Origin of the sequence: Cryobacterium sp. GrIS_2_6 (genome assembly GCF_035984545.1) — a bacterium.
Classification (GTDB): domain Bacteria; phylum Actinomycetota; class Actinomycetes; order Actinomycetales; family Microbacteriaceae; genus Cryobacterium.
In genome coordinates this window covers 778,925-798,871 of record NZ_JAXCHP010000001.1, presented here as the reverse complement: position 1 = coordinate 798,871, position 19,947 = coordinate 778,925, and the positions used below count along the sequence as shown (strand labels likewise).

General features: G+C 67.4%; 24 protein-coding genes, 2 tRNA genes and 1 riboswitch. Of the genes, 13 read left to right on the top strand and 13 right to left on the bottom strand.

What is annotated here, in order from left to right:
• The first annotated feature begins 3 nt into the window (after positions 1 to 3).
• On the top strand, positions 4 to 1,026 hold the full coding sequence (locus RCH22_RS03865) for a hypothetical protein (RefSeq protein ID WP_327012922.1): 1,023 nt from the start codon (positions 4 to 6) through the stop codon (positions 1,024 to 1,026).
• On the opposite strand, the gene RCH22_RS03860 is transcribed toward RCH22_RS03865, so the two are convergent.
• The gene (locus RCH22_RS03860; protein ID WP_327012921.1) at positions 1,023 to 1,565 is read right to left on the bottom strand and encodes a hypothetical protein; all 543 of its coding nucleotides are present in this window, start codon (positions 1,563 to 1,565) and stop codon (positions 1,023 to 1,025) included. The two genes, RCH22_RS03865 and RCH22_RS03860, sit on opposite strands and share 4 nt — an antisense overlap.
• Before the next feature lie 89 nt (positions 1,566 to 1,654).
• Between RCH22_RS03860 and RCH22_RS03855 the strand changes: the two genes are divergently transcribed.
• The 6 genes from RCH22_RS03855 to RCH22_RS03830 all read left to right on the top strand — a co-directional run bounded on the left by RCH22_RS03855 (position 1,655) and on the right by RCH22_RS03830 (position 6,708).
• Complete coding sequence (locus tag RCH22_RS03855; RefSeq protein ID WP_327012920.1) at positions 1,655 to 2,725, top strand: hypothetical protein; 1,071 nt, start codon at positions 1,655 to 1,657, stop codon at positions 2,723 to 2,725.
• 8 nt (positions 2,726 to 2,733) lie between these two features.
• A complete protein-coding gene (locus RCH22_RS03850) occupies positions 2,734 to 3,651 on the top strand; it encodes a GH25 family lysozyme (RefSeq protein WP_327012919.1) in 918 nt (305 codons plus the stop codon).
• Between the two features lie 46 nt (positions 3,652 to 3,697).
• Positions 3,698 to 4,084, top strand: a complete 387-nt coding sequence (locus RCH22_RS03845; protein WP_327012918.1) for a hypothetical protein — start codon at positions 3,698 to 3,700, stop codon at positions 4,082 to 4,084.
• A complete protein-coding gene (locus RCH22_RS03840) occupies positions 4,081 to 4,626 on the top strand; it encodes a hypothetical protein (protein ID WP_327012917.1) in 546 nt (181 codons plus the stop codon). The genes RCH22_RS03845 and RCH22_RS03840 overlap by 4 nt, the downstream gene beginning before the upstream one ends.
• Before the next feature lie 8 nt (positions 4,627 to 4,634).
• Positions 4,635 to 5,033 carry a hypothetical protein gene (locus tag RCH22_RS03835; protein WP_327012916.1) on the top strand — a complete coding sequence of 133 codons (399 nt, stop codon included), beginning with the start codon at positions 4,635 to 4,637 and terminating at the stop codon, positions 5,031 to 5,033.
• Positions 5,034 to 5,121: 88 nt separating this feature from the next.
• Positions 5,122 to 6,708: a GDSL-type esterase/lipase family protein gene (locus RCH22_RS03830; RefSeq protein WP_327012915.1), complete on the top strand. Its 1,587-nt coding sequence runs from the start codon at positions 5,122 to 5,124 to the stop codon at positions 6,706 to 6,708.
• Here the strand turns inward: RCH22_RS03830 and RCH22_RS03825 are convergent.
• Both RCH22_RS03825 and RCH22_RS03820 read right to left on the bottom strand, forming a co-directional pair.
• Entirely contained in the window at positions 6,705 to 7,433 is a 729-nt protein-coding gene (locus RCH22_RS03825; protein WP_327012914.1) for an SGNH/GDSL hydrolase family protein, read from the bottom strand. The two genes, RCH22_RS03830 and RCH22_RS03825, sit on opposite strands and share 4 nt — an antisense overlap.
• A gap of 423 nt (positions 7,434 to 7,856) precedes the next feature.
• Positions 7,857 to 7,932: transfer RNA gene (locus RCH22_RS03820), tRNA-Arg, on the bottom strand.
• A 123-nt stretch (positions 7,933 to 8,055) separates the two neighbouring features.
• On the opposite strand from RCH22_RS03820, the gene orn reads away from it, so the two are divergent.
• From orn to RCH22_RS03800, 4 genes are all read left to right on the top strand, one after another.
• Positions 8,056 to 8,676: an oligoribonuclease gene (orn, locus tag RCH22_RS03815; protein WP_327012913.1), complete on the top strand. Its 621-nt coding sequence runs from the start codon at positions 8,056 to 8,058 to the stop codon at positions 8,674 to 8,676.
• Between the two features lie 48 nt (positions 8,677 to 8,724).
• Positions 8,725 to 8,800, top strand: a tRNA-His gene (locus RCH22_RS03810).
• Positions 8,801 to 8,971: 171 nt separating this feature from the next.
• Entirely contained in the window at positions 8,972 to 9,253 is a 282-nt protein-coding gene (locus RCH22_RS03805; RefSeq protein ID WP_327015454.1) for a metallopeptidase family protein, read from the top strand.
• Positions 9,254 to 9,276: 23 nt separating this feature from the next.
• Positions 9,277 to 10,551 carry a hypothetical protein gene (locus tag RCH22_RS03800; RefSeq protein ID WP_327012912.1) on the top strand — a complete coding sequence of 425 codons (1,275 nt, stop codon included), beginning with the start codon at positions 9,277 to 9,279 and terminating at the stop codon, positions 10,549 to 10,551.
• 5 nt (positions 10,552 to 10,556) lie between these two features.
• Here RCH22_RS03800 and RCH22_RS03795 read toward each other — a convergent pair whose 3' ends face one another.
• Genes RCH22_RS03795 through RCH22_RS03775 form a run of 5 tightly spaced genes read right to left on the bottom strand, consistent with a single transcriptional unit; the run spans position 10,557 to position 14,407 of the window.
• Positions 10,557 to 10,817 (bottom strand): hypothetical protein, encoded by a 261-nt coding sequence (locus RCH22_RS03795; RefSeq protein WP_281535216.1) that lies wholly within the window; start codon positions 10,815 to 10,817, stop codon positions 10,557 to 10,559.
• The gene (locus RCH22_RS03790; protein ID WP_327012911.1) at positions 10,814 to 11,440 is read right to left on the bottom strand and encodes an ATP-binding protein; all 627 of its coding nucleotides are present in this window, start codon (positions 11,438 to 11,440) and stop codon (positions 10,814 to 10,816) included. Before RCH22_RS03790 ends, RCH22_RS03795 begins: the two co-directional genes overlap by 4 nt.
• On the bottom strand, positions 11,427 to 12,218 hold the full coding sequence (locus RCH22_RS03785) for an energy-coupling factor transporter transmembrane component T (RefSeq protein ID WP_327012910.1): 792 nt from the start codon (positions 12,216 to 12,218) through the stop codon (positions 11,427 to 11,429). Before RCH22_RS03785 ends, RCH22_RS03790 begins: the two co-directional genes overlap by 14 nt.
• Positions 12,215 to 13,771 (bottom strand): ATP-binding cassette domain-containing protein, encoded by a 1,557-nt coding sequence (locus tag RCH22_RS03780; protein WP_327012909.1) that lies wholly within the window; start codon positions 13,769 to 13,771, stop codon positions 12,215 to 12,217. The genes RCH22_RS03785 and RCH22_RS03780 overlap by 4 nt, the downstream gene beginning before the upstream one ends.
• Positions 13,772 to 13,774: 3 nt before the next feature.
• Positions 13,775 to 14,407, bottom strand: coding sequence for an ECF transporter S component (locus RCH22_RS03775; RefSeq protein WP_327012908.1), 633 nt, complete (start codon positions 14,405 to 14,407; stop codon positions 13,775 to 13,777).
• Between the two features lie 36 nt (positions 14,408 to 14,443).
• Positions 14,444 to 14,553, bottom strand: a riboswitch (TPP riboswitch).
• 154 nt (positions 14,554 to 14,707) lie between these two features.
• Here RCH22_RS03775 and nhaA point away from each other — a divergent pair.
• Complete coding sequence (gene nhaA, locus RCH22_RS03770) at positions 14,708 to 16,057, top strand: Na+/H+ antiporter NhaA (RefSeq protein WP_327015453.1); 1,350 nt, start codon at positions 14,708 to 14,710, stop codon at positions 16,055 to 16,057.
• Between the two features lie 3 nt (positions 16,058 to 16,060).
• Here nhaA and RCH22_RS03765 read toward each other — a convergent pair whose 3' ends face one another.
• Both RCH22_RS03765 and RCH22_RS03760 read right to left on the bottom strand, forming a co-directional pair.
• Positions 16,061 to 16,420, bottom strand: coding sequence for a spore germination protein GerW family protein (locus RCH22_RS03765; protein ID WP_327012907.1), 360 nt, complete (start codon positions 16,418 to 16,420; stop codon positions 16,061 to 16,063).
• 39 nt (positions 16,421 to 16,459) lie between these two features.
• Positions 16,460 to 17,746 (bottom strand): DNA polymerase IV, encoded by a 1,287-nt coding sequence (locus tag RCH22_RS03760; RefSeq protein ID WP_327012906.1) that lies wholly within the window; start codon positions 17,744 to 17,746, stop codon positions 16,460 to 16,462.
• Positions 17,747 to 17,862: 116 nt separating this feature from the next.
• On the opposite strand from RCH22_RS03760, the gene RCH22_RS03755 reads away from it, so the two are divergent.
• The gene (locus RCH22_RS03755; RefSeq protein WP_327012905.1) at positions 17,863 to 18,420 is read left to right on the top strand and encodes a TIGR03086 family metal-binding protein; all 558 of its coding nucleotides are present in this window, start codon (positions 17,863 to 17,865) and stop codon (positions 18,418 to 18,420) included.
• Between the two features lie 12 nt (positions 18,421 to 18,432).
• On the opposite strand, the gene RCH22_RS03750 is transcribed toward RCH22_RS03755, so the two are convergent.
• Genes RCH22_RS03750 through RCH22_RS03740 form a run of 3 tightly spaced genes read right to left on the bottom strand, consistent with a single transcriptional unit; the run spans position 18,433 to position 19,916 of the window.
• Entirely contained in the window at positions 18,433 to 19,233 is an 801-nt protein-coding gene (locus tag RCH22_RS03750) for an ABC transporter permease (protein ID WP_327012904.1), read from the bottom strand.
• 8 nt (positions 19,234 to 19,241) lie between these two features.
• On the bottom strand, positions 19,242 to 19,589 hold the full coding sequence (locus tag RCH22_RS03745; protein WP_327012903.1) for an ABC transporter permease subunit: 348 nt from the start codon (positions 19,587 to 19,589) through the stop codon (positions 19,242 to 19,244).
• Positions 19,590 to 19,598: 9 nt separating this feature from the next.
• The gene (locus RCH22_RS03740; RefSeq protein ID WP_327012902.1) at positions 19,599 to 19,916 is read right to left on the bottom strand and encodes a hypothetical protein; all 318 of its coding nucleotides are present in this window, start codon (positions 19,914 to 19,916) and stop codon (positions 19,599 to 19,601) included.
• Between the last annotated feature and the right edge of the window lie 31 nt (positions 19,917 to 19,947).

Genomic DNA, 19,947 nt, shown 5'->3' with positions numbered 1-19,947 from the left:
AGCGTGCAGATAGATCTCGGCCCAGCGCACGACTTGGCCAAACGACTGTCCACGATGGAATCCAACATCGCCAAGCTCTCCACCCGCGACGTGTTGCAGAACGCGTCCATCGGAACGGGTGGTCTGACCGTGAACGGCGGCTCGATCAACATCACGGGCGGCGGGGCTCTGACTGTCTCCGGCACGGCTACCTTCTCAGGCTCGCTCACGGTGCCTGCTGGGTCGTTGAACACGGGTGGCGCGATCACCGCGGGCACGTCAGTCACAGCAGGAACATCCCTCAACGGGCAGTCGTTGGCGCTCTCGGGCGGGTCAGGGGCGGTCACGGGTGTTTCTTCCCTGGCTGCGACCGGGGCGCTCAGCGGGGCATCTCTCGCCGCCTCCGGTGCGGTCACGGCCGGGTCGCTCTCCTCCGTGGGCGGGGTCGCGGTCGGCGGCGCGGTCACCGGTGCGACGACCATCGCTGCCTCCGGCGCGGTCAGCGGAACCACGGGAACGTTCAACTCCGGGATCTACTCCACGGACGCCCGCAACTTCACCGTCGTCACCGGGTATGCGTCGAGCTGGATCGACTCGAGCGGGCACCTCGGCATCTCCGCATCGACAGAACGCTTCAAGAAGGACATCGCGCCCTGGGCTGGCATTGACCCCGAAGTTGTGCTCAGCATTCTTCCGATGCAGTACCGGCTGGCGATTCCCGACCGGATCGTCCCCGTCGTCGACGAATCCACCGGCGTGCAGGCCCTCGACCCCGAGACTGGTCTCCCCGTGACACGGATCATCGCAGGATTCGAGGAAGCCGAGACCGACGCACTCCACGTCGGATTCATCGCCGAGCGACTCGTCGAGGCTGGCATTCCGCAGACCGTCGTCTACGACTCGGACGGGCTCCCAGTCTCACTCAACTATTCGGAATGGGTCATTCCGCAGCAGGTAGCCCTCCGTTACCTGCGCGGACTGGTCACGGCCCAGCAGGTCCAAATCGATGCGTTGAGTCTGCGACTGACGAACGCGGGAATCGTTTAGGGCTTGAATGGTGTCGCGCACTCGGGGTGAGCGGGGTCCGGGAGTGTGATGTGGAAGCAGATATCAGGGAAGCAGCTGGTGTCGTTTCCGGCATCCCCGGAGTTTGCTGAGCTTCCTGCTGGGCACTTGACCAGGCCTGAGGGCGCGGCAACCGTTGGGGCGGCGCTCGCGTGCGAGGTTGACGCGACGGGCACAGACGCGGCATGAGCGGCGACAGTGGCCGCCTGGGCATCCGCGGCCGCCTGTGCGGCAGCAGCAGCCTGAGCTGCGGCCTGAGCCGCCGCAGCGTCCGCGGCAGCCTGAGCCGCGGCGGCAGCCTGAGCCGCGGCGGCAGCCTGCTCGTCCGCGAGGACGGCCGCGACCTGCTCCGCGGTCTGCGCCGTGTAGTCGGCCCGCTGGCTCCCCGCGGTGTCCGTCATCGACGGGTTCGCCGGGGCTGTTTCCGCCGTCGCCGTAGACAACGCACCGAAGCCCGCACCCGCCACCACCAACGCGGCCACAACCATCCCGACCTTCGCGGCCCGGCTGAATTTGTTCATCGTTCCCCCTCATCCAATGACGACACCTTACGCCCTGCCGCGCACCCGCGATCAGCAATTTCCGCAAACCCACTATTAGGGAGCCCACATTGGCTATTCAGCTTGTACCTTTCGCCCTCCAGAATGCTTCGCATTCGGCGGCTCTCTTCCGCCAGTCGGCAAGCGCAGGATGGTCGACCGCGGGCGTGATCGGTCTGGGCGAGCTCTCCGTCACCGCGCAGAGCACACCGAATATGAGCGTTCAAATCTCGGCCGGGCGGGCGAAGGTGCTCGGTTCGAGCATCGCGCCGCCGTCCGGGTTCACGTTCACCACGCAGGGGTTCTACGACGTCCTGAACGACGCGGCCGCAACGGTCACTGTCGCGGCCGCCGACGCGACGAACCCGCGCATCGATGTCGCGTACGTGCAGGTGCAGGACTCGTACTACGCGGGGGCAACAAATCAGGCCGTCCTCGGTGTTGTGACCGGCACCCCGGCAACATCGCCAGTGGCACCGGCGACCCCTTCCAACGCTCTCGCCCTGGGGACGATCGCCGTTGCCGCGAACGCGACCGTGATCGTCGCCGGGAACGTCGCGAGGGTCGCCGCCATGGCGATCCCCACGCCCACGCCCGCGTCAGTGAATTCGGGGGGCCTCACCCTGGTCAAACCCACGTCGGTCTCTGGTGCTGGCTCGCCCACAGTGTCCGCCCTCGGGACGGTGACATTCTCGGCAACGACGGCGGTGGGCATCAACGGTTGCTTCTCCGCCCTGTACGACAACTACTGCGTGCTGCTGAACGTGACGTCCGCCAGCGCCCCGGATGATGTCGCCGTGCGAGTGAGCGCGGCAGGGGTCGCCCAGTCCGCTGCGAACTATGTCCGGGCGGCCGCGGCGATGGTCTCCGTCTCCCCGTCATACACGTACACGTCCGGGGCGACTTTCACAGCCATCGGCAGGGTCGCGACATCGGGCGGCGACATCAAGGCGGAGATCCTGTCCCCGTTCAACATGCGTCCGACACGGCTCACGGCTTCAGCGATGGATGGCGATGGGTACTACGAGCAGTTGGGCGGATCCCACAACGCGGCGTTCTCCGCTGACGGGCTCACCCTCTTCGCGCTCGCGGGCTCCACGTTAGCTGGCACGGCCCGCATCTACGGCTACAACAACGGCTAGGAGATCCCATGCTTGACGGCATCGACGCGGCAACCCCGCAGAGCTCACTCGACTGGGCGCTCGCGCACGCGCAGGGGTTCCGGCACCCCTACATCAAACTCGGCGGCGACAACAATGGCCGGTATGTTGCGCCGCACTACGCGGCCGAGTGCGATCTCGCCCGGAGTGCGGGAGAGGGCGGCATCGGGCACTACTGGGTGCCCTCCGCAGCGAAGGACCCGACTGAGGCCGCCGACTACTTCGTGGACCACCTTCACGGGTGGGCTCCCGGCGACTTCTGGGTCTTGGACAACGAGCCCCTCGACGGGTGCCGGCAGTACAACGACGGCCAGGCGGCAGCGTTCGCGAACCGGGTCAACGCGCGTCTGCGAACCAGCGGGCTGCAGGGGAAGACCTACCTCGGGCTGTCGGTCGCGAACTCGCAAAGCTGGCCGGCACTTCTCGCCACCGGTTGCGACATTGTCATCGCCGCGTACTCGTACGCACCATTCGCCTACACGCTGGCCACGATCCCCGCCGACCGCAACCACGGGCACCAGACGGGCGGCGTCACCATCGGCGGCATCGCCGTCGACCACGACGTGTGGAAAGACGACGCGTTCAACTTCGCCGCCACCGCGGCCACCACCATCACCCCGCTTGCACCCCCGACACCGAAGGACGACGACATGACCGTTTACCTCAAGCCCACCGACAATTCCAGCCCGCTCCCTGACGGCACCAGTCGCATCTGGACCGGCTACCGCACCCTCGACGGCATCGAGTACGCCGACGTGTGGGGCGTTGACGGCAACGGCACAGCACGCCGGCTGACCGCGATCCAGTGGCGCATCCTCAACGCCCTGCCCAAGACGGCGATCACCCTCAACGTGGTCGAAGTCACCGGCAACGAGCTCGAGCAGATCGTCTTCGCACCCGCATTCTGACCCCCCACTCGCGCCGTCGAGAGGCGGCCTCACCCCTGGAGGGGAAATGCAAACCCTGAATCAACGTATCGGTGCACGCATCACCCGCATCGTGGGCACCATGTGGGCGGCATACCTGTTCACCCTGCTCGCCCTCGTCTCACTGCCCGCTGTGATCGCGTCGGGCGATTCTGTGATCCTCGTCGCATGGATCGCCCAGACGCTGTTACAGCTCGTCCTGCTGCCCGTCATCATCGTGGGCCAGAACTTGCAGGCCGCGAAGGTTGAAGCCCGTGACGCCGAGCATGCGGCGAAGGTCGAAGCTCGCGACATCGAAATGTGGACGACGATCATGCGCGACAGTGCAGAGAATCACGCAGCCGCATCGTTAGAACGCGACGAGATGACGGAGATCCTGACGGACCTCCGCGAGATGGTCAAGGCACAAGCATGACCATCGCTCAGGAGTGGACACCCGACATGCTGCGAACCCTCATGCAGCAGCAGATCGACTCACTGCAAACCCTCATGACCCAGCAGGTGTCTGACCTGCGGACCATGCTCGACGAGCGGTATGCGACCCAGACCCGCGCCGTCGACGCCGCCTTCTTGGCCCAGTCCACCGCCATGGCAACCGCGCTCACCGCCGCCAAACAAGCTGTGGAGACGGCCCTGCAGGCGCAGGAGAAAGCCGTCGACAAGGCCGAGGCTGCCGCCGAAAAGCGCTTCGATGCCTTTCGACTTGAGTCTGACATGCAAATCCGGGCCCAGGGCGAGAAGCAGGACACCGACTCCGCGCGACTCTCGGACCGGCTGAATAAGTTGGAGCTCCGCCTCACGTCCCGGCTTGACCTCGATCAGGGGCAGGCCACGGGCACCACGGATGCGAGCGCCCTGCACCGGATCGCCATCGCACAAGGCTGGGCGATCGCGGGCGTCGTCGTCGCCATGATCGCCGCCGTCGTATCCCTCGCCATCCTCGTCACCCACCCCTAGGAGAAATCATGTCCACCATCGTCCAAACCATCACCACGAACATCTTGAAGCGGGCGTGGGGTGACATCGAACCGAAGCTGTGGGCGTGGCTCGCGACCGGTGTCACCGCAACTGTCGTCGTCAAGGCGGCCGCGTACGCAGGCATCGCGATCGATCCTGCCGCCGCTCTCGCTGTCTCAACGCTCGTCGGCCTCATCGCGGGTTACCTGAAGTCGAGCACGGAGCGTGTGGCCCCGGTCCTGCCCGCCGTTGAAGTGCCCGCTCAGCCTGCCATCGTGACCCCGGCCGCCCCGATCGTGGACGCCCCGGCCCCTGAGGTTGTCACCATCATCCCGGAGCCCCCCGTCGCAGCGATTGTGACGCCCGTTTCTGTCCCCGCGGTTGTCCCTGTCGTCCCAACCGTCTGATGTGCGAGTGCAAGCACCCCTGCAACCAGCCGGGGTGCCAGCACGACCGCGCCTGTGACTAATGCAAACACCCCAGCTAGGAGACATCATGCCCTTCACCCCCAAGGTCTACCAGGACGGTGCGGCAGGTAACACTCCGATCCTCGCGGCTGACCTCAACGCGCTCGAGAACGAGGCTGCAGCCGAAGACATCCTCATCCTGGGGTCCGCGGCCGCGAATGCATTCGCCGTCCATACCGCCGCCCTTGCCACGCACACGGCACAGATCGCAGCGGGCGATATCACCAACCCGGCATCCCCGGCCGCGGCTGTCATCGTCCCCCGGTGGACCCCCAGCACCGTCTACGCAGCATCCGCCATGGTCACCTCCCCGAACGGCGACAACGTGACCGCCCTGGCAGCGCACACCTCGGGGAGCACGTTCACCCCGGCGAACTGGGCGCTCTCACCCGTGCTATCTGCCACGTTTGCACGATCCGCTGCGGCCCGTTTCGCACCCGGACGGCGATGGGCATTCCTCGGTGATTCGATCACGTACGGCAGCAACGCAGCAGCACTCTACAGCTATGTGGACGTGGCGCTCCGTGGTGCAGGGGCACGAGCTCGAGACATCGCGGACGGGTCGATCAATGCGGGCGTGCCCGGTGATACCAGCAATGGTGCTCTCGGCCGCTTCGATGCGCAGGTGGCCGCATTCGCCCCGCAGGCAGTCCACATTCAGCTTGGGACCAACGACGTAAGTCAGGACGTAACGCTGGCCGTCTACTCCGCCAACATGAAGGCGATCGTTGCGAAGTGCAAGGCCCTCGGCATCCCGGTAACGATCGGGACCGTGCCGCCGCAGGCCGCTGGGACGGCTGGCCTCACGGACGCGCACCGTCTTCTTCGCGACTCGTACAATCTCTGGCTTCGCCTCTGGGCACCGGGCGCAGGGGTGATCCTCGCGGACACTTCTACGGCGGTGACCGACCCCGCGACAGGCGACATGCTCGCCGCCTACAGCAGCGACGGCACCCACCCAACGACGGAAGGGCACCGACTCCTCGGCCTCGCGGTCGCTGCGGCAATGAAGCAGGTTACCGACGTGCAGCCCGCATGGTTCGTATCATCCCCGTCAAAGGGTTGCCTCGTCGCAAACCCGATCATGGCTGGGGCCGGAACCATCCCGACCGGCTGGTCGGACGCGACGTGGCTCGGCGGTTCCGGGACCGTGCCGACATTCAGCCTCGTTGCCGACACGAGCGGAACCCTCACCGCCGGGCAGTGGTCGCAGTTCGCATGGACCGCAGCCGCCGCCGCATCGCAGCGCGTGCTCAGCACGGGCAACTTCCCGGGCAGTCCGTTCGCCGCGGGCACTGTGCTTCTCGTCTGCGGTCGCCTCCAGATCGATGACGTGTCCGGATGGCTCACCGCCCACGTCGTGGGCGGCGGAAATGCCAAGGTGAGCGTGGCGATCATTGATGCCGATTCGGCCGTCAACGTGGCCGTTGCAATGGTGGACGTGGACGCGGCAGGAACGATCAGCTTCGCCAAGCTCGTCACGGTCGCGGCCGCGCACACTAACATGGCCCTGACCCTGCGGGCGAACGTGCCTGTCGGGGTCAGCGTGAACATCCGGATGGGTCAAGTAGGCGTCTACAACCTGACCGCGCTCGGAGTCGGCGCGAACAACTAGGGCGTAGCCGTCAGGCAGGCAACGACGGCGTCCGCCCAGATCGTGTTCCCCTGATCGTTCGGGTGCACGCCGTCGCGGAGCTGAGTGCTCGTATCCGAGAACGCGGCGAACACATCGCAGACAACGTTCGCAGAGGCGAGAGCTTCGCGATCTCCCGCGATGTAGTCGGAGTAGTGCAGGCCGAGGGAATTGCTGCCGAGGTCGGCAATTGGTGAAGGCACGATCCCAACAATGAAGGCGTCGGGAAGTTGTGCGCGGAGATCCGCGATCGTCTGGGCGGTCAGGCTCTTGGAGTCCTTGATGCTGAGCGCCTGACCCATGTTGTTCGGAGTGCCCGGCTCAACGAACACGATGTCAGGATGGTCGGCCTCGACCGCCGCAACGCCGCCGCTTGCGCGGATCGCCTTGATTGTTTGGCCTGGGTAGCCGTGGACGCCGATCGTGAATCGGTCGCCGAGCGTGGTCTTGAGCTTCCAACCCCAGGTCTCCGCGTAGGTGCTCGCGCCGTTACCCGCTGTCAGTGAGCTTCCGAGGCTGGCCATAGCGACCGGTCCGGGCTTCGCCGCAACGAAGGTCTGGAATGCCGTCCTCGCGGCCTCCACTGTGGGCGATGCAGTCTCGGCCGGTCGAGCGTACGAAGACTCGGTGGCGCGTGGACTGAGCGCGACGACGACCAGGGCAAGCGCTGCGACCACCGTCAGGCCGATACCGACCATCGTCAGCATGCGAGTCTGCCTCGACTGGTGGTGGTTCCTCCGGCTGCGTTTCTTCCCCCGTGACATAACTTTGAGCCTACGGGGCTGCTACCCGGCAGGATGCCGAACGAGACCCCCCGAACAAGGGCACACCGCCCTCGCGTAACCCCGTCAATTCGACCCAGTACGTGTGATTCGTCCGCACGCAAATAAGGCCCTCGGCCATCCACTTCGGTGGGTGAGCCGGGGGCCTTTTCGTCGTTAACGCGCGAGCACCGCCGTCAAGCACGACGGGCAGTGACGTCCCCCGCAACTCCCCCATTCCGGGTGACACGGCGTCACATGCCAGTCGCGGCCTCATGGGGTACTGTTTAAAACTCGTTAGGCTAAACGTTAGGCTTACAAACCGTTTCCCGGATGGGGGTCGAACACCCTTGCATCCCTTTGTTTCATTGGTGCCCCCGGTTGGAATCGAACCAACGACAAGCGGATTAGAAGGCCGCTGCTCTATCCACTGAGCTACGGGGGCGCGGAGCGCTTCAACGATACCGCAGACCAAGACCCCGCCGCCGCGGCCATCCGCCGGGGAGCCCCGGCCCCGGCTCGCTGGCAGGCCGGGGACCGCGTCGGACCCCGCCGCTAGACTCGGACCATGACAAAAAGCAGTGACCGGTTGGTCTGGATTGATTGCGAGATGACCGGGTTAGACCTGGAAAACGATGAATTGGTGGAGATTGCCGTGGTCATCACCGACTACGACCTCAACGTGATCGACCCGGGCCTCGACATCATCATCAAGCCGAACGCGTCCGCGCTCGCGAATATGAACGACTTCGTGCGCACCATGCACACGACCTCCGGCCTCATCGAGGAGATCCCGAACGGGGTCAGTGCCGCGGAAGCCGAATTCGAGGTCCTCGAGTACGTGCTCAAGTTCATTCCCGCGGAGCAGAAGGCGCCGCTCGCCGGAAACTCGATCGGAACGGACCGCTCCTTTCTCGCGAAGTACATGCCGCGCCTCGACAACCAGCTGCACTACCGCAACGTCGACGTCTCCTCCATCAAGGAACTCGCCCGTCGCTGGTACCCGCGGGTGTACTTCAACGCCCCGGTGAAGGACGGCGGGCACCGCGCACTCGCAGACATCCTCGAGTCGATTCGCGAACTCGCGTACTACCGCCAGACCGTATTCGTGGCAGACCCCGGACCCACGAGCGACGAGGCAAAAGCGAGCGCGGCCGAAGCCGTGTCAGCATTCACTCCAAACGTGTAATAGAATTCTTGAGTTGCCGCTGCTCCTTCGGGAAAAGCGCAGCACATGGTGGTTGTAGCTCAGTTGGTAGAGCGTCCGGTTGTGGTCCGGAAGGTCGCGGGTTCAAGCCCCGTCAGTCACCCCAAGTAGAGCAGGCAGTCCGTTCAGCACCTCACGATCAGTACTGTGAGATGCTGAACGGATGTCGCAGCTCAGCCCCGATGAATTCAGCCCCGATGAATTCAACTCCAAGGAATTCGGCCACGAGGAATTCGAGAAGGTCGTCGTCGACGAGCTGGATCTCCTGCCCGACGACATGGTCGACGGGCTCGAGAACGTCATCTTCGTGGTCGAGGATCGTCCGGAGGACGGCTCCCTCGACACGCTCGGCCTCTACGACGGGGTCGCCCTGACGCACCGCGACCAGTACGGTTTCGGCGAGATGCCGGACCGCATCATCCTGTACCGGGAGTCCCTGCTCGCGATCGTCGACTCCCTCGAGGAGCTCCGCGATCAGGTGCACATCACCCTCGTGCACGAAATCGGTCATTTCTACGGGATCGATGACGACAGGCTGCACGAGCTCGGCTGGGGATGACCCGCACTTGTTAGCCTCGACTCATGAGTAAATTCCGGCCCGGCCGCGCCCTGGGCATCACGGTCGGTGCCCTTGCGATCCTTCTCATCGGCGTCTACGGGCCCGCGACGCTCCTCGGACCGCTGCCGATGGTAAAGGCGACCGTGGTGTCGGCACCGGCCGCCGCGACAGCCGCCACTCCCCCGGTGCTCCCTGCCGCGGGCACGAGCGCCGTCGTGAGCCTCGTGCCGCCGGCCGCCGGCACGGCAATGACCGCGACAACGGTCGCGACCACCCCGATCGCCGCAGCGGGCAGCACAACCCCGCTGCCGATGGCCGCGGCGGCGAAGATCCTCGCCGCCCTCGTCGTGCTCTCGGCCAAGCCCCTGGACGCCGGCGCCGCAGGGCCCGGGGTGCCGATCACGCCGGCCGACTACCAGGACTACCTCGACTACGTAGCCAACGGTGCGCGCACGGTCATCGTCTTCCCCGGCGAAACCTGGACGCAGCAGGAACTCCTGCAGGCGATGATCCTCGGCTCGAGCAACAACCACGCGGACACCCTCGCCCGGTGGGCCTTCGGCTCCGTCGACGCCTACGTCACGGCCGCCAACGCCTGGCTTGCGAAGGAGGGCCTGGCCGGCATCCACGTCGCAGATGCCACGGGCCTCGCGGATGCGAGCGTCGGGACCGGAACGGACCTGGCGCGGCTCGCGGGCCTCGCCGCGACCAACCCGGTGATCAGCCAGATCCTGGCGAGCCCGGCATCCACCCTGGTCGGCCAGCGTGGCGTCGATAACACGACCGCCTACCTGCCAGAGGAGGGCATCACCGGCCTCTCCCGCAGCTACACGGACGCCGGCGGCGTGTGTTTCCTGTTCACCGCAAGCGTGGGAACCGCGCCGGCGGCCTTCACCTTCGCCGGCGCCCTGATCGGCGAGCCGGACTACGACACGCTGACGGCCGACCTGAAGGCGCTCATGGCAAGTGCGAAGGCCGGAGTCACAGACCTCCCGATCCTCGCGGAGGCCGCGGCGTACGTGCGTTTCGACGCGCCCTGGGACGCGACAGCCTCTGGCGTCGTGAAGACGGGCAAGACCCGCTTCGGCTGGCAGGCCGCTCCGGTAGGAGCAGCGACGCTTGACCTGGACGCGTTCGCGACCGGCCGCTCCGGTACGACGGTCGGCCGGGTCACCGTGGATGCGAGCGGGGAGGCCGTGACCTCACCCCTCGTGCTCGATGCGACAATCAGCGCCCCCGGACCCGGCTGGCGCCTGCTCAACCCGGTGCCGATGATCTCGGCACTCCTGGAGCAGTAAGGCGACTACTCCGGCTGGTCTTCCGGCACGTACGGGTCGCTGTCCGTCGCGTCGAAGCGGTAGCGCACATGGATCCGGCCCTGCACGTCGCGTTCGTCGACCTCGTCGTACCAGAACAGGGTCTCGATGCCCTCGACGAGCGAAACCATGCTGATCCGGCTGTCATGCGCGCCCTGCACGAGGACTCGGGAATCGACCTGTCCCTCGAGGGGGCCATCGATGAATTCGGCGGTGTAGAACACTTCTTCGGGAGCTGGACTAGTCATGTCTTAACGCTAGTCCGATTTCCCCGATCTCCCCGGAGGCCGGGGGTCCCGTCGAGTTCGATCGTCGCCCACCGTCCGGGTTCCTCGCGCACGAGGAATCCCTGCCATTCTGCCTGCCACTGGTCCCAGTGCGACCGGAATGCCTCACCGTCCCGCGCGAGGGCCCGCTGCTTGCGTTCCTCGTCGTCGGCAGTGAGCCAGATCCGTACGTCGCTCAGGCCGGTATTGGCCGCCGAGAGGGTGCCGCAGCCCTCGACGACGAGCGGAACGGCCTGGTCGACCGGGTGCCACTCCGCGGGCGCGTCCGCTCCCCAGTCGTAGCGTCGCCAGGCGCCGGGCAGCCCGGCCCGGAATGGGCGCAACACGTGTTCGGTCAGGTGTGCGCTCGCGGCGGCCAGTCCGTTCCAGCCGGGATAGATGTCGTCGAGACGGATGAGTGTGGGCCGCACTCTCGTCGGCCCGGCGGTCGACGGCCACGCGTCGAGGATGCGGTCGGCGACGGTGCTCTTGCCCGCACCGCTCGGCCCGTCGATCAGGATGACGATGGGCCCGGCATCCGCCCTCTGGAACGCCGCGATCGCCGCCAGCACCGGGGCGAGCAGCACCTGGTCAGGAGAGGACAAAGCGCCACGTCCCTGCCCAGACCGCGACCACGATCGCGATTCCGGCGATGCCCAGGCCGAGGCCGAGCATCACGGCGTCCCCGGCCCCGATCACCGATTCGCGGGCCCAGGTGCGCGGCGCCGTCCCGAAACCGCGGGCCTCCATGGCCGTTGCGAGCTTGCTTCCGCGGCGTACCGAGATGACGAGCAGGGCGAAGGCCGGCCCGAAGAAGCGGCGGAGGGCCCCGATCGGTCCGCCGCCGTCGCCGACACCCCGCGCGCGCCTGGCGAGGATGAGGAAGCGCCAGTCTTCGATGAACATGCCGACGAGGCGCAGGCCGGCGAGTCCACCGAGCACGAATCGGGCCGGCAGGCGCAGCACCTGCGCGAGCCCGTCGGCGAGGTCGGTGGGGTCCGTCGTGGACAGGAGGACGATTCCCGGCAGGCCGATCGCGAGTACGCGGAGCGCGATGGCCAGGCCGAGCTGGACCGAGCCGTCCGTCACCGTCACGAAACCGATCGTCAGAAGCACCGCTCCGGAGTCGCGGCCATACAGCACCGTCGTCAGGCCCGCGAAGGGCGCTGCGATCCACAGCGTCGAGGTGCGCAGCCAGAATTGCCGCGCGCTCAGCCCGCACCAGAACAGCAGCAGGCCCTCGAGGGCGAGGGCGACCAGTGCCGAGACCCAGTCGATCGAGAGCAGCAGCGCCAGGCTCACGACGATCGCAGCGCCGAGCTTTGAGATGGGGTTGAGCCGGGCGACCGCGCTCGGGCGGATGCTCGGCGTCAGGAGGCTCATCGGCGCGCCCCCGCCGCTGACCCGGCCGCCGACCCGGCCCGGCCACCCGCGAGCCGGAATTCGGAGTCGGCGATCGTGTCGACGAGGAGCTCGTCATGGGTGACGAAGACAAGGGCGGTGCCCGCGCTCTGCACCTCAACGAGGAGGGCGACGAGCTCCCGCCAGGTCCGGGAGTCCTGGCCGAATGTGGGCTCGTCGAGCACGAGCACCCGCGGGCGGCTCGCGAGCACCGTCGCTACCGAGAGCCGACGTTTCTCTCCGCCGGAAAGTGTGAAGGGGTTCGCCTCGGCGAGGTGGTCGAGGCGCAGCCTCTCGAGGAGCTCGTCGACCCGGCGGACCTGTTCCTCGGGGGCGAGGCCGAGGGCATGCGGGCCGACGGCGAGTTCACCGCGCACGGAGCCGGAGAGGAACTGGTGTTCCGGGTCCTGGAAGACCGTACCGATCCGGGTCAGCAGGGCGTGGGAACGCCAGCGGACCGGTTCGGAACCGAGGCCGTCCGCGAGGCCGGGACTCGCCGTGAGACGGCCGCCCGCCGGGACGAGCAGCCCGGCAAATGTGAGCGCGAGGGTCGATTTGCCCGCGCCGTTCGGTCCCGTGATCGCGGTCGCTGTGGCCGCCCTGATGGTGAGGTCGATCCCGTCGGCGACCACCTGGGCGCTGCGGCGGGCGAACGGCACCCGCCCGACGGCGAGCCCGCTCGCGGTCAACAGGAGCTCAGGAGCCCTGGCTTCCCCGGCCTGCCGTCCGAGGTCGCCGGGAGGCCGACCGGGGAGCTGCGGCGGGAGGTGCGGCACCCAGACTCCCGCCGCTGCAAGCCGTTCGCCCTCGGACTGCAGCACGGTGCCGGTCGGCCCGTCGGCAAGGATTCCACCGGCGGCATCGAGCACGATGACCCGATCGACGAGGTCCTGCCACACCGCAACCCGGTGTTCGATCACGATCAGGGTCGCCCCGGAGGCGTCGAGGGTGCGGCGCACGGCGTCGCGCACCTCGATGACACCCTCCGGGTCGAGGTTCGCAGTCGGCTCGTCGAGCAGGAGCAGGCCCGGCCGCATCGCGAGGACGCCTGCCAGTGCGAGGCGTTGTTTCTGGCCGCCGCTGAGCGCGGAGGTCGGGTGGTCGAGCGGGAGCCGCAGGCCGACCGCGTCGAGGGCGGCACCGACCCTGCGCCAGATCTCGTCCCGCGGCACGGCGAGATTCTCGCAGCCGAAGGCGACGTCGTCGCCCACCCTCGCGAGCACGACCTGGGAATCCGGGTCCTGCAGCACGAGACCGACCCGGCCGCGGGCATCCGCCGGCCGCCGCCCGTCGACGAGCAGTTCGCCGGTCTCATCGCCCTCGTCCTCAGATCCGAGTACTCCGGCGAGGGCGTGCACGAAAGTGCTCTTGCCCGCGCCGCTCGCGCCGAGCAAAAGCACCCGTTCACCGGGGCGGATGTCGAGATCGAGTCCAGAGACCGCAGGCGCGCTCCGTCCGGCGTGCCGCCAGCCCCAGTCGCGGGCGCGCACGTGCGCGCCCGCGACCGGGCGTACGGAATCGGGATCCAGGGGCATCCGCTACGCGGTGGCGCGTTGAGTCGACCGGCCCGCACTGTCCCGGCCGGCGGCGAAGCGGCTCAGGGCTCCCGAGCGCACGAGGCCACGCAGGACGAGCCAGGAGACAAGCCCGCCGAGGAGCACGCCGGAGATCACGGCAGAGACGAAGTAGGTCACCTTGATCGCGTTGTCGACGGCTGCGTAGCTGTTCAGCACGTCGAGGATTCCGACCGCGACGCCGGCGCCGGCGCCGGCGAGGAGTGCGGTACCCAGCTTCCAGCTCGAGTAGAGGAACAGGGCGAAGACGATCTCCGCGCCGAGGCCCTCGACGATGCCCCAGATCAGGGTCGAAAAACCCCATTGGGTGCCGATGAGCATCGAGACGACGGCTGCGACGACCTCGGTGTAGACGGCGGCGCCGGGCTTCCTCACGACAAGTCCGCCGAGCACGGCTGCGAAGAGCCAGCCGCCGGCGAGGAGTCCCTCGAGGCCGGGCGTGAAAGCCAGGACGGCGCTGAGCGGCGTCCAGGCCAGGCCCCACGCCCAGAAGATGACGCCGCTCGCGACGCCGATCACGCTGGCGACGACGATGTCGACGACCCGCCAGCGGTAGTTGCGAACCCGGGCTGCGGGTGTGGTGGTTGTTGAATGCATGATGTCGCGCCCTTTCAATGGCAATTGAGGGCACGGGTATGAGTGTTTCTGCCTCCCTGCGCTGGCATGATCCAGATCAGGTGTGACGGTCGAAGCTTAGGAAGCTTCCTCTCAGCCCGGTTGACCGGACTCCCGTGTTCGATTCCGAGTATAGACCGCACCGGGACCCTCGCGGCGGGCAGCGGCGCGGCGAGGGGGCCGTGTAGGGTGAAAGCAGGTGTGCCGGGAAGTCTGGTCGGCGTCCGCTCATCGAGCCCGAAACCAGAGGATCCACCCATGACTCCACCCACGAATCCGCCGATGACTCCACCGGGAAGCACCCCATCCCCTCGCAATCCTCGGGGAATCGGCGCGGTCTTCCGGCGCAGCAGCTATCCGGAATACGTGCGGATCAGTCAGATCCTCCGTCGTGAGACGGTCGGTGGGGCACTCCTTCTCGTTGCGGCCATCATCGCCCTGGTACTCGCGAACTCGCCGGCCTCCGGCCTCTACTTCGCCGTTCGCGACTTCCAGTTCGGCTACGAGCCCTGGCACCTCCAGCTCAGCGTCGGGGCCTGGGCGGCCGACGGGCTCCTCGCGATCTTCTTCTTCCTCGCCGGCCTGGAGCTCAAACGCGAATTCGTCGCCGGGGACCTGCGCACCCTGGACCGCGCGGTTGTTCCCGTTGCCGCGGCCGTCGGTGGCGTGCTGACCCCCGCGCTCTTCTTCACGCTCGTGAACCTCGGCGGTGGCGCGGAGGCGCTGCGGGGCTGGGCCGTACCGACCGCGACGGACATCGCCTTCGCCGTCGCCGTGCTCGCCGTGATCGGCTCACACCTGCCGAGCGCCCTCCGGGTGTTCCTGCTGACACTCGCCGTCGTCGACGACCTCCTGGCGATCACGATCATCGCGTTCTTCTACACGAGCGACCTCCAGCCAGTCCTTCTTGTGGCCGCCGCGGTGCCGCTCGCCGTTTTCGCATTCCTCGCGCACCGATACTCGTACCACTTCGGGACGCAACCCTGGCTCGCGTGGCTCGTACTCGTGCCGCTCGGCGTGCTGACCTGGGTTCTGGTTCATGCGTCCGGCATCCACGCTACCGTTGCCGGCGTGCTGCTCGGTTTCGCGGTGCCCGTCCTCCGCAGTCGCCGTGGCGGCGGATCCGACGCGGGAGCGGGGCTCGCCCAGACCCTCGAGCACCGGATCCGGCCGTTGTCTGCGGGATTCGCCGTCCCGGTTTTCGCCTTCTTCTCCGCGGGGGTTGCGATCGGCGGATCCGCCGGTCTCGCGGCGGCTCTGAGCGACCCCGTCGCGATCGGGATCATCGTCGCGCTCGTCCTCGGCAAGCCTGTCGGCATCCTCGGCGCCACCTGGCTGGTGACGCGCACGACGAAGGCATCGCTCGACCCGGACCTTGCCTGGGTCGACGTGATCGGCGTCGCGATGCTCGCGGGAGTGGGCTTCACGGTGTCTTTACTGATCAGCGAGCTCGGCTTCGGACACGGCACGGTCGAGGACGATCACGCCAAGGTAGCCATCCTCACGGCGTCTCTGCTCGCCGCTCTTCTCGCCGCCGTCGTCCTGCGCAGCCGCAACCGGCACTACCGGGAGCTCGACCTCAAGGAGAAGGCGGACGCGGACAACGACGGGGTCCCGGACGCCTTCGAGTAGGGGCTACTTTTTGAGTGCCCGGATCACGTGGCTGAGCGTCTTGCCGACAACCCAGACGAAGGGGATGCCGACGGCGAGCAGCGAGATGACGTTGGGTTCGAAACGAACGGTGCCCTCGGACTTCACATAGGCGCCCACCGGGATGGAGACTCCGCCGCCGCCACCGCCGGCGCCGTGCCCGGGACCGGCGAGTCCACCCGTGCCGGATCCCTCGGTGGACTCGCCTTCGCCCCCGCCGAAACCGTAGTACACGAGCGCGACGGGAACGATCGTGATCCCGTCGACGAGGACGGGGTCACCGTATGCCGACCGTACGCCGGCGGAGCGGGTGATTTCTGCGAGCTTTTCGGGGAGGCTAGTCATGTCCTCACGATACTCCGCCGCGCTCCGCAACGCCCGGCATCAGGGATTCGCGTCCCCGCGTTCTCCCGAACGGGGGTTCGGCTTGGTGGCGTCGAGGCCCACTGGGCGGGCCTGGCTCGGCCCGAGCAATGAGGCAGGCCGCACCGAACCGCGACCGAAGCGCGCGGTGACAGAGTCCACCGCGAGTTCGGCGCCGCGCCAGTCGTCGTCGGGGTCCCAGAGGCCGAGGCCCGCCCCATCGCCGTCGCCCAGCTGCTCCACCCGCACTCCGATCAGTCGCACCCGGATGCCGCGGGCCGCGAGCACGTCGAAGCTCGCCGCGGCTTCCTCGTAGATGCGGCGGCCCACGTTCGTCGCCTCGGCGAGGGTGCGCGAGCGGGTCACGGTGCTGAAATCGGTGTACCGGAGTTTCAGGACCACGCAGCGCCCGACGAGCCCGGCCCGCCGGAGGGAAACCGCCACCGCGTCGGACTGGCGGAGGAGCTCGCTGCGCAACCGGGCGACATCCGTCACGTCGTGTTCGAAGGTGATCTCGTGGCCGACGCTCTTCTCCTCGCGTTCGAGGGTCACTCCCCGCTGGTCTCTCCCCCATGCGAGCTCGTGCAGCTTGCGACCGGAGGCCTCGCCGATGGACTTCTGAAGCACGGGCAGCGGTGTGGCGGCGAGGTCACCGATAGTGCGGAGGCCGAGCCCGAGGAGCGACTTCTCGGTCATGGCGCCGACGCCCCAGAGTGAGCCGACAGGCAGCGGATGCAGGAACGCGAGGGTGTCCTCAGCCGGAACCACGAGCAGGCCATTGGGTTTCGCCCTGCTCGACGCCATCTTGGCGACGAACTTCGTCGACGCGGCACCGACGGAACAGGTGAGCCCGGTCTCGTTCTGGACCCGCTCGCGGATCAGCGCCGCGATCACGGCGGGCGAGCCGTGCAGGCGGCGGGCTCCGGAGACGTCGAGGAAGGCTTCGTCGATGCTGAGCGGCTCGACGAGCGGGGTCATGTCCGTGAAGATGCCCATCACCTGCTCGGAGAAATCCCGGTACCGGCTCATGTGCGGTTCGAGGACGACCGCCGCCGGGCAGCGTCGCAAGGCGAGCGCCATCGGCATGGCCGAGTTCACGCCGTAGCGCCGGGCGACGTAGTTGGCGGCGGTCACGACGGAGCGACCGGAGCGGTGGCCGACGATGACGGGTTTATCGACGAGTTCCGGGTGGTCGAGCAACTCGACGGAGGCGAAGAACGCATCCATGTCGATGTGGAGCAGGGTCGCGGAGGAGTCGTCGACGCTTGCCGCCGAGACCGTGCGGTCGCTTCCGTCCTGCCTGCTCACCCTGAGACCCTAACCCACACCGCCGACCATGCGGGCAGACCCGTTCCACGGGTAGCGTGCGAGGCGGAATGCACCGGCGACCGCAGGGGTTGCATCATGCAACGAAAGGAGCCTTCATGGAATCGAACTGGATCGCACTGCAGCAGCAGGCCCACCAGGAGTTCAGCCCCCGGCTCGCGCACGTCACCATCTGGGACGCGCCGACCCCCGATTCGGAGTGGACCGTCCGCGACCTCGTGCGCCACGTCGTCCGCGGCCAGCAGACCGTACCGCGGCTCCTCGCCGGACGCTCTGTCATCGAGGCTCGCCTCACCCGCGCCCCGCTCGGCTCCGACCTGCAGGCGGAATGGGACACCTACTCCGCCCTCGCGACCGCCGCCTGGTCGGACGCCCCCGCGGATGCTCCCGTCCGGCTGGCGTCCGAAACCGTCACCGCCGCGGAGTACCTGCGAGAACAGGTCGCGGAGGTCACCATCCACACCTGGGATCTCGCCAGGGCCGTCTCGGCCGACGAGTCCCTCGACGACGAGCTCGTCGCCGCGGTGTGGACGGTCTTCGAGCCCCAGCAGGACGCCCTCGAAGCAAGCGGCCTCTTCGCTCCCCCGGTTCCCCTCCCCGACGACGCGCCGCTGCAGTCCCGTCTCCTCGCACTCACCGGGCGCGACGCGCGCTGAACCGAGTGGGCATCAGGGGGTGACTTTCTCAGCCCCCGCGAGGCGCTGTGCCACGTAGATCGGCACGATCGAGACCAGCACGAGGACAACCGCGATGACGTTGACGATCGGGGCCTGATTCGGCCGGAACAGGTTGTCGAGGATCCAGATCGGCAGGGTCTTCACGATCGACCCCGCGGTGAACGTCGTCACGATGATTTCGTCGAAGCTCAGCGCGAAAGCGAGAAGTCCCCCCGCGAAGAGTGAAGACCGCAGCTGCGGGAAGGTCACGAGTCGGAAGGTGGTCCACAGTCCCGCTCCGAGATCGGCGGACGCCTCCTCGAAGTTCATGCCGACGCGGCGGAGACGGGCGATGACATTGTTGAACACCGTGACGATGCAGAAGGTCGCGTGCGCGATGATCACGGTCGCGATCGACAGCTGAATACCCATGATCGTGCGGAACGCATTGTTGAGGGCGATGCCCGTGATGATGCCGGGGAGCGCGATCGGCAGGATCACGAGGAGGCTCACGGCGTCGCGGCCGAAGAACGCGAACCGCTGCAGGGCTAGCGAGATCAGGGTACCGAGCACGAGGGAGACCAGGGTCGCCACGATCGCGATCTGCACGCTCGTCCCGATCGCATTGAGGGCGCCCTCATTGTGGAATGCCTTCACCCACCACTCGAAGGTCAGGCCGGGCGGCGGCCAGGTCAGGTTCGTGCTCGTGCTGAAGGAGTTGATCAGCACGACGATGAGCGGCAGGTAGATCACCGCGAGAATGATCCCGGTGAGGATGGCGAGGACGACCCGTGCCGGTCTGCTGAGGCGCATCTCTCCCCTTACAGGTTGTCCAGGGCGCCGGTGCGGCGCACGGCGGCGAGGTATCCGAAAATGATCACGATCGGGATGAGGGCGATCGCCGCAGCGAGGGGCAGGTTGTTCGCCGCGCCGACGTTCGTGTACACGAGATTCCCGAGCATCTGGTTGGCCCCGCCGACGATGTTGACCGTAATGTAGTCGCCGAGAGTGAGCGAGAAGCTGAGGATCGAACCGGCGATGATCGCCGGCCAGATCATCGGCAGCACGATGAGCCGAAGGGTGGACCCGGTCCGGCCGCCGAGGTCCCCTGAGGCCTCAAGCAGGGAGTCCGGCACGCGTTCCAGGCCGGCGTAGATCGGCAGGATCACGTACGGCAGTCAGAGGTAGGCGAGGGTGATGACCGTTGCCGGCAGCCCATAGCCCGGGGTCTGCCCGCCGAAGGGCGCGACCAGCCAGTCGACGATGCCGTCGCTCGACAGCACGGAGCGCCACGCATAGGCCTTGACCAGGTAACTCGCCCAGAGCGGCATCAGCACGGCGATCACGAGCACCCGCTGCCACCGGGTGCTCGCGACCTTGGCCATGTAGAACGCGATCGGCAGGGCGACCAGGACGTCGACGATGGTCACGACCACGGCGATGCCGAGCGTGCGCAGGGTCACCGTCTGGTACAGCAAGCCGGTCAGAACGGTCACGATGTTGTCGAGCGTCCACGTCTGCGTGATG

Coding starts and splice junctions, on each gene's coding strand:
- RCH22_RS03860 (WP_327012921.1), bottom strand. CDS start 1,565: ATGAACAAATTCAGCCGGGCCGCGAAGGTCGGGATGGTTGTGGCCGCG.
- RCH22_RS03850 (WP_327012919.1), top strand. CDS start 2,734: ATGCTTGACGGCATCGACGCGGCAACCCCGCAGAGCTCACTCGACTGG.
- RCH22_RS03845 (WP_327012918.1), top strand. CDS start 3,698: ATGCAAACCCTGAATCAACGTATCGGTGCACGCATCACCCGCATCGTG.
- RCH22_RS03840 (WP_327012917.1), top strand. CDS start 4,081: ATGACCATCGCTCAGGAGTGGACACCCGACATGCTGCGAACCCTCATG.
- RCH22_RS03835 (WP_327012916.1), top strand. CDS start 4,635: ATGTCCACCATCGTCCAAACCATCACCACGAACATCTTGAAGCGGGCG.
- RCH22_RS03830 (WP_327012915.1), top strand. CDS start 5,122: ATGCCCTTCACCCCCAAGGTCTACCAGGACGGTGCGGCAGGTAACACT.
- RCH22_RS03825 (WP_327012914.1), bottom strand. CDS start 7,433: ATGCTGACGATGGTCGGTATCGGCCTGACGGTGGTCGCAGCGCTTGCC.
- orn (WP_327012913.1), top strand. CDS start 8,056: ATGACAAAAAGCAGTGACCGGTTGGTCTGGATTGATTGCGAGATGACC.
- RCH22_RS03805 (WP_327015454.1), top strand. CDS start 8,972: ATGGTCGACGGGCTCGAGAACGTCATCTTCGTGGTCGAGGATCGTCCG.
- RCH22_RS03800 (WP_327012912.1), top strand. CDS start 9,277: ATGAGTAAATTCCGGCCCGGCCGCGCCCTGGGCATCACGGTCGGTGCC.
- RCH22_RS03795 (WP_281535216.1), bottom strand. CDS start 10,817: ATGACTAGTCCAGCTCCCGAAGAAGTGTTCTACACCGCCGAATTCATC.
- RCH22_RS03785 (WP_327012910.1), bottom strand. CDS start 12,218: ATGAGCCTCCTGACGCCGAGCATCCGCCCGAGCGCGGTCGCCCGGCTC.
- RCH22_RS03780 (WP_327012909.1), bottom strand. CDS start 13,771: ATGCCCCTGGATCCCGATTCCGTACGCCCGGTCGCGGGCGCGCACGTG.
- RCH22_RS03775 (WP_327012908.1), bottom strand. CDS start 14,407: ATGCATTCAACAACCACCACACCCGCAGCCCGGGTTCGCAACTACCGC.
- nhaA (WP_327015453.1), top strand. CDS start 14,708: ATGACTCCACCGGGAAGCACCCCATCCCCTCGCAATCCTCGGGGAATC.
- RCH22_RS03765 (WP_327012907.1), bottom strand. CDS start 16,420: ATGACTAGCCTCCCCGAAAAGCTCGCAGAAATCACCCGCTCCGCCGGC.
- RCH22_RS03755 (WP_327012905.1), top strand. CDS start 17,863: ATGGAATCGAACTGGATCGCACTGCAGCAGCAGGCCCACCAGGAGTTC.
- RCH22_RS03750 (WP_327012904.1), bottom strand. CDS start 19,233: ATGCGCCTCAGCAGACCGGCACGGGTCGTCCTCGCCATCCTCACCGGG.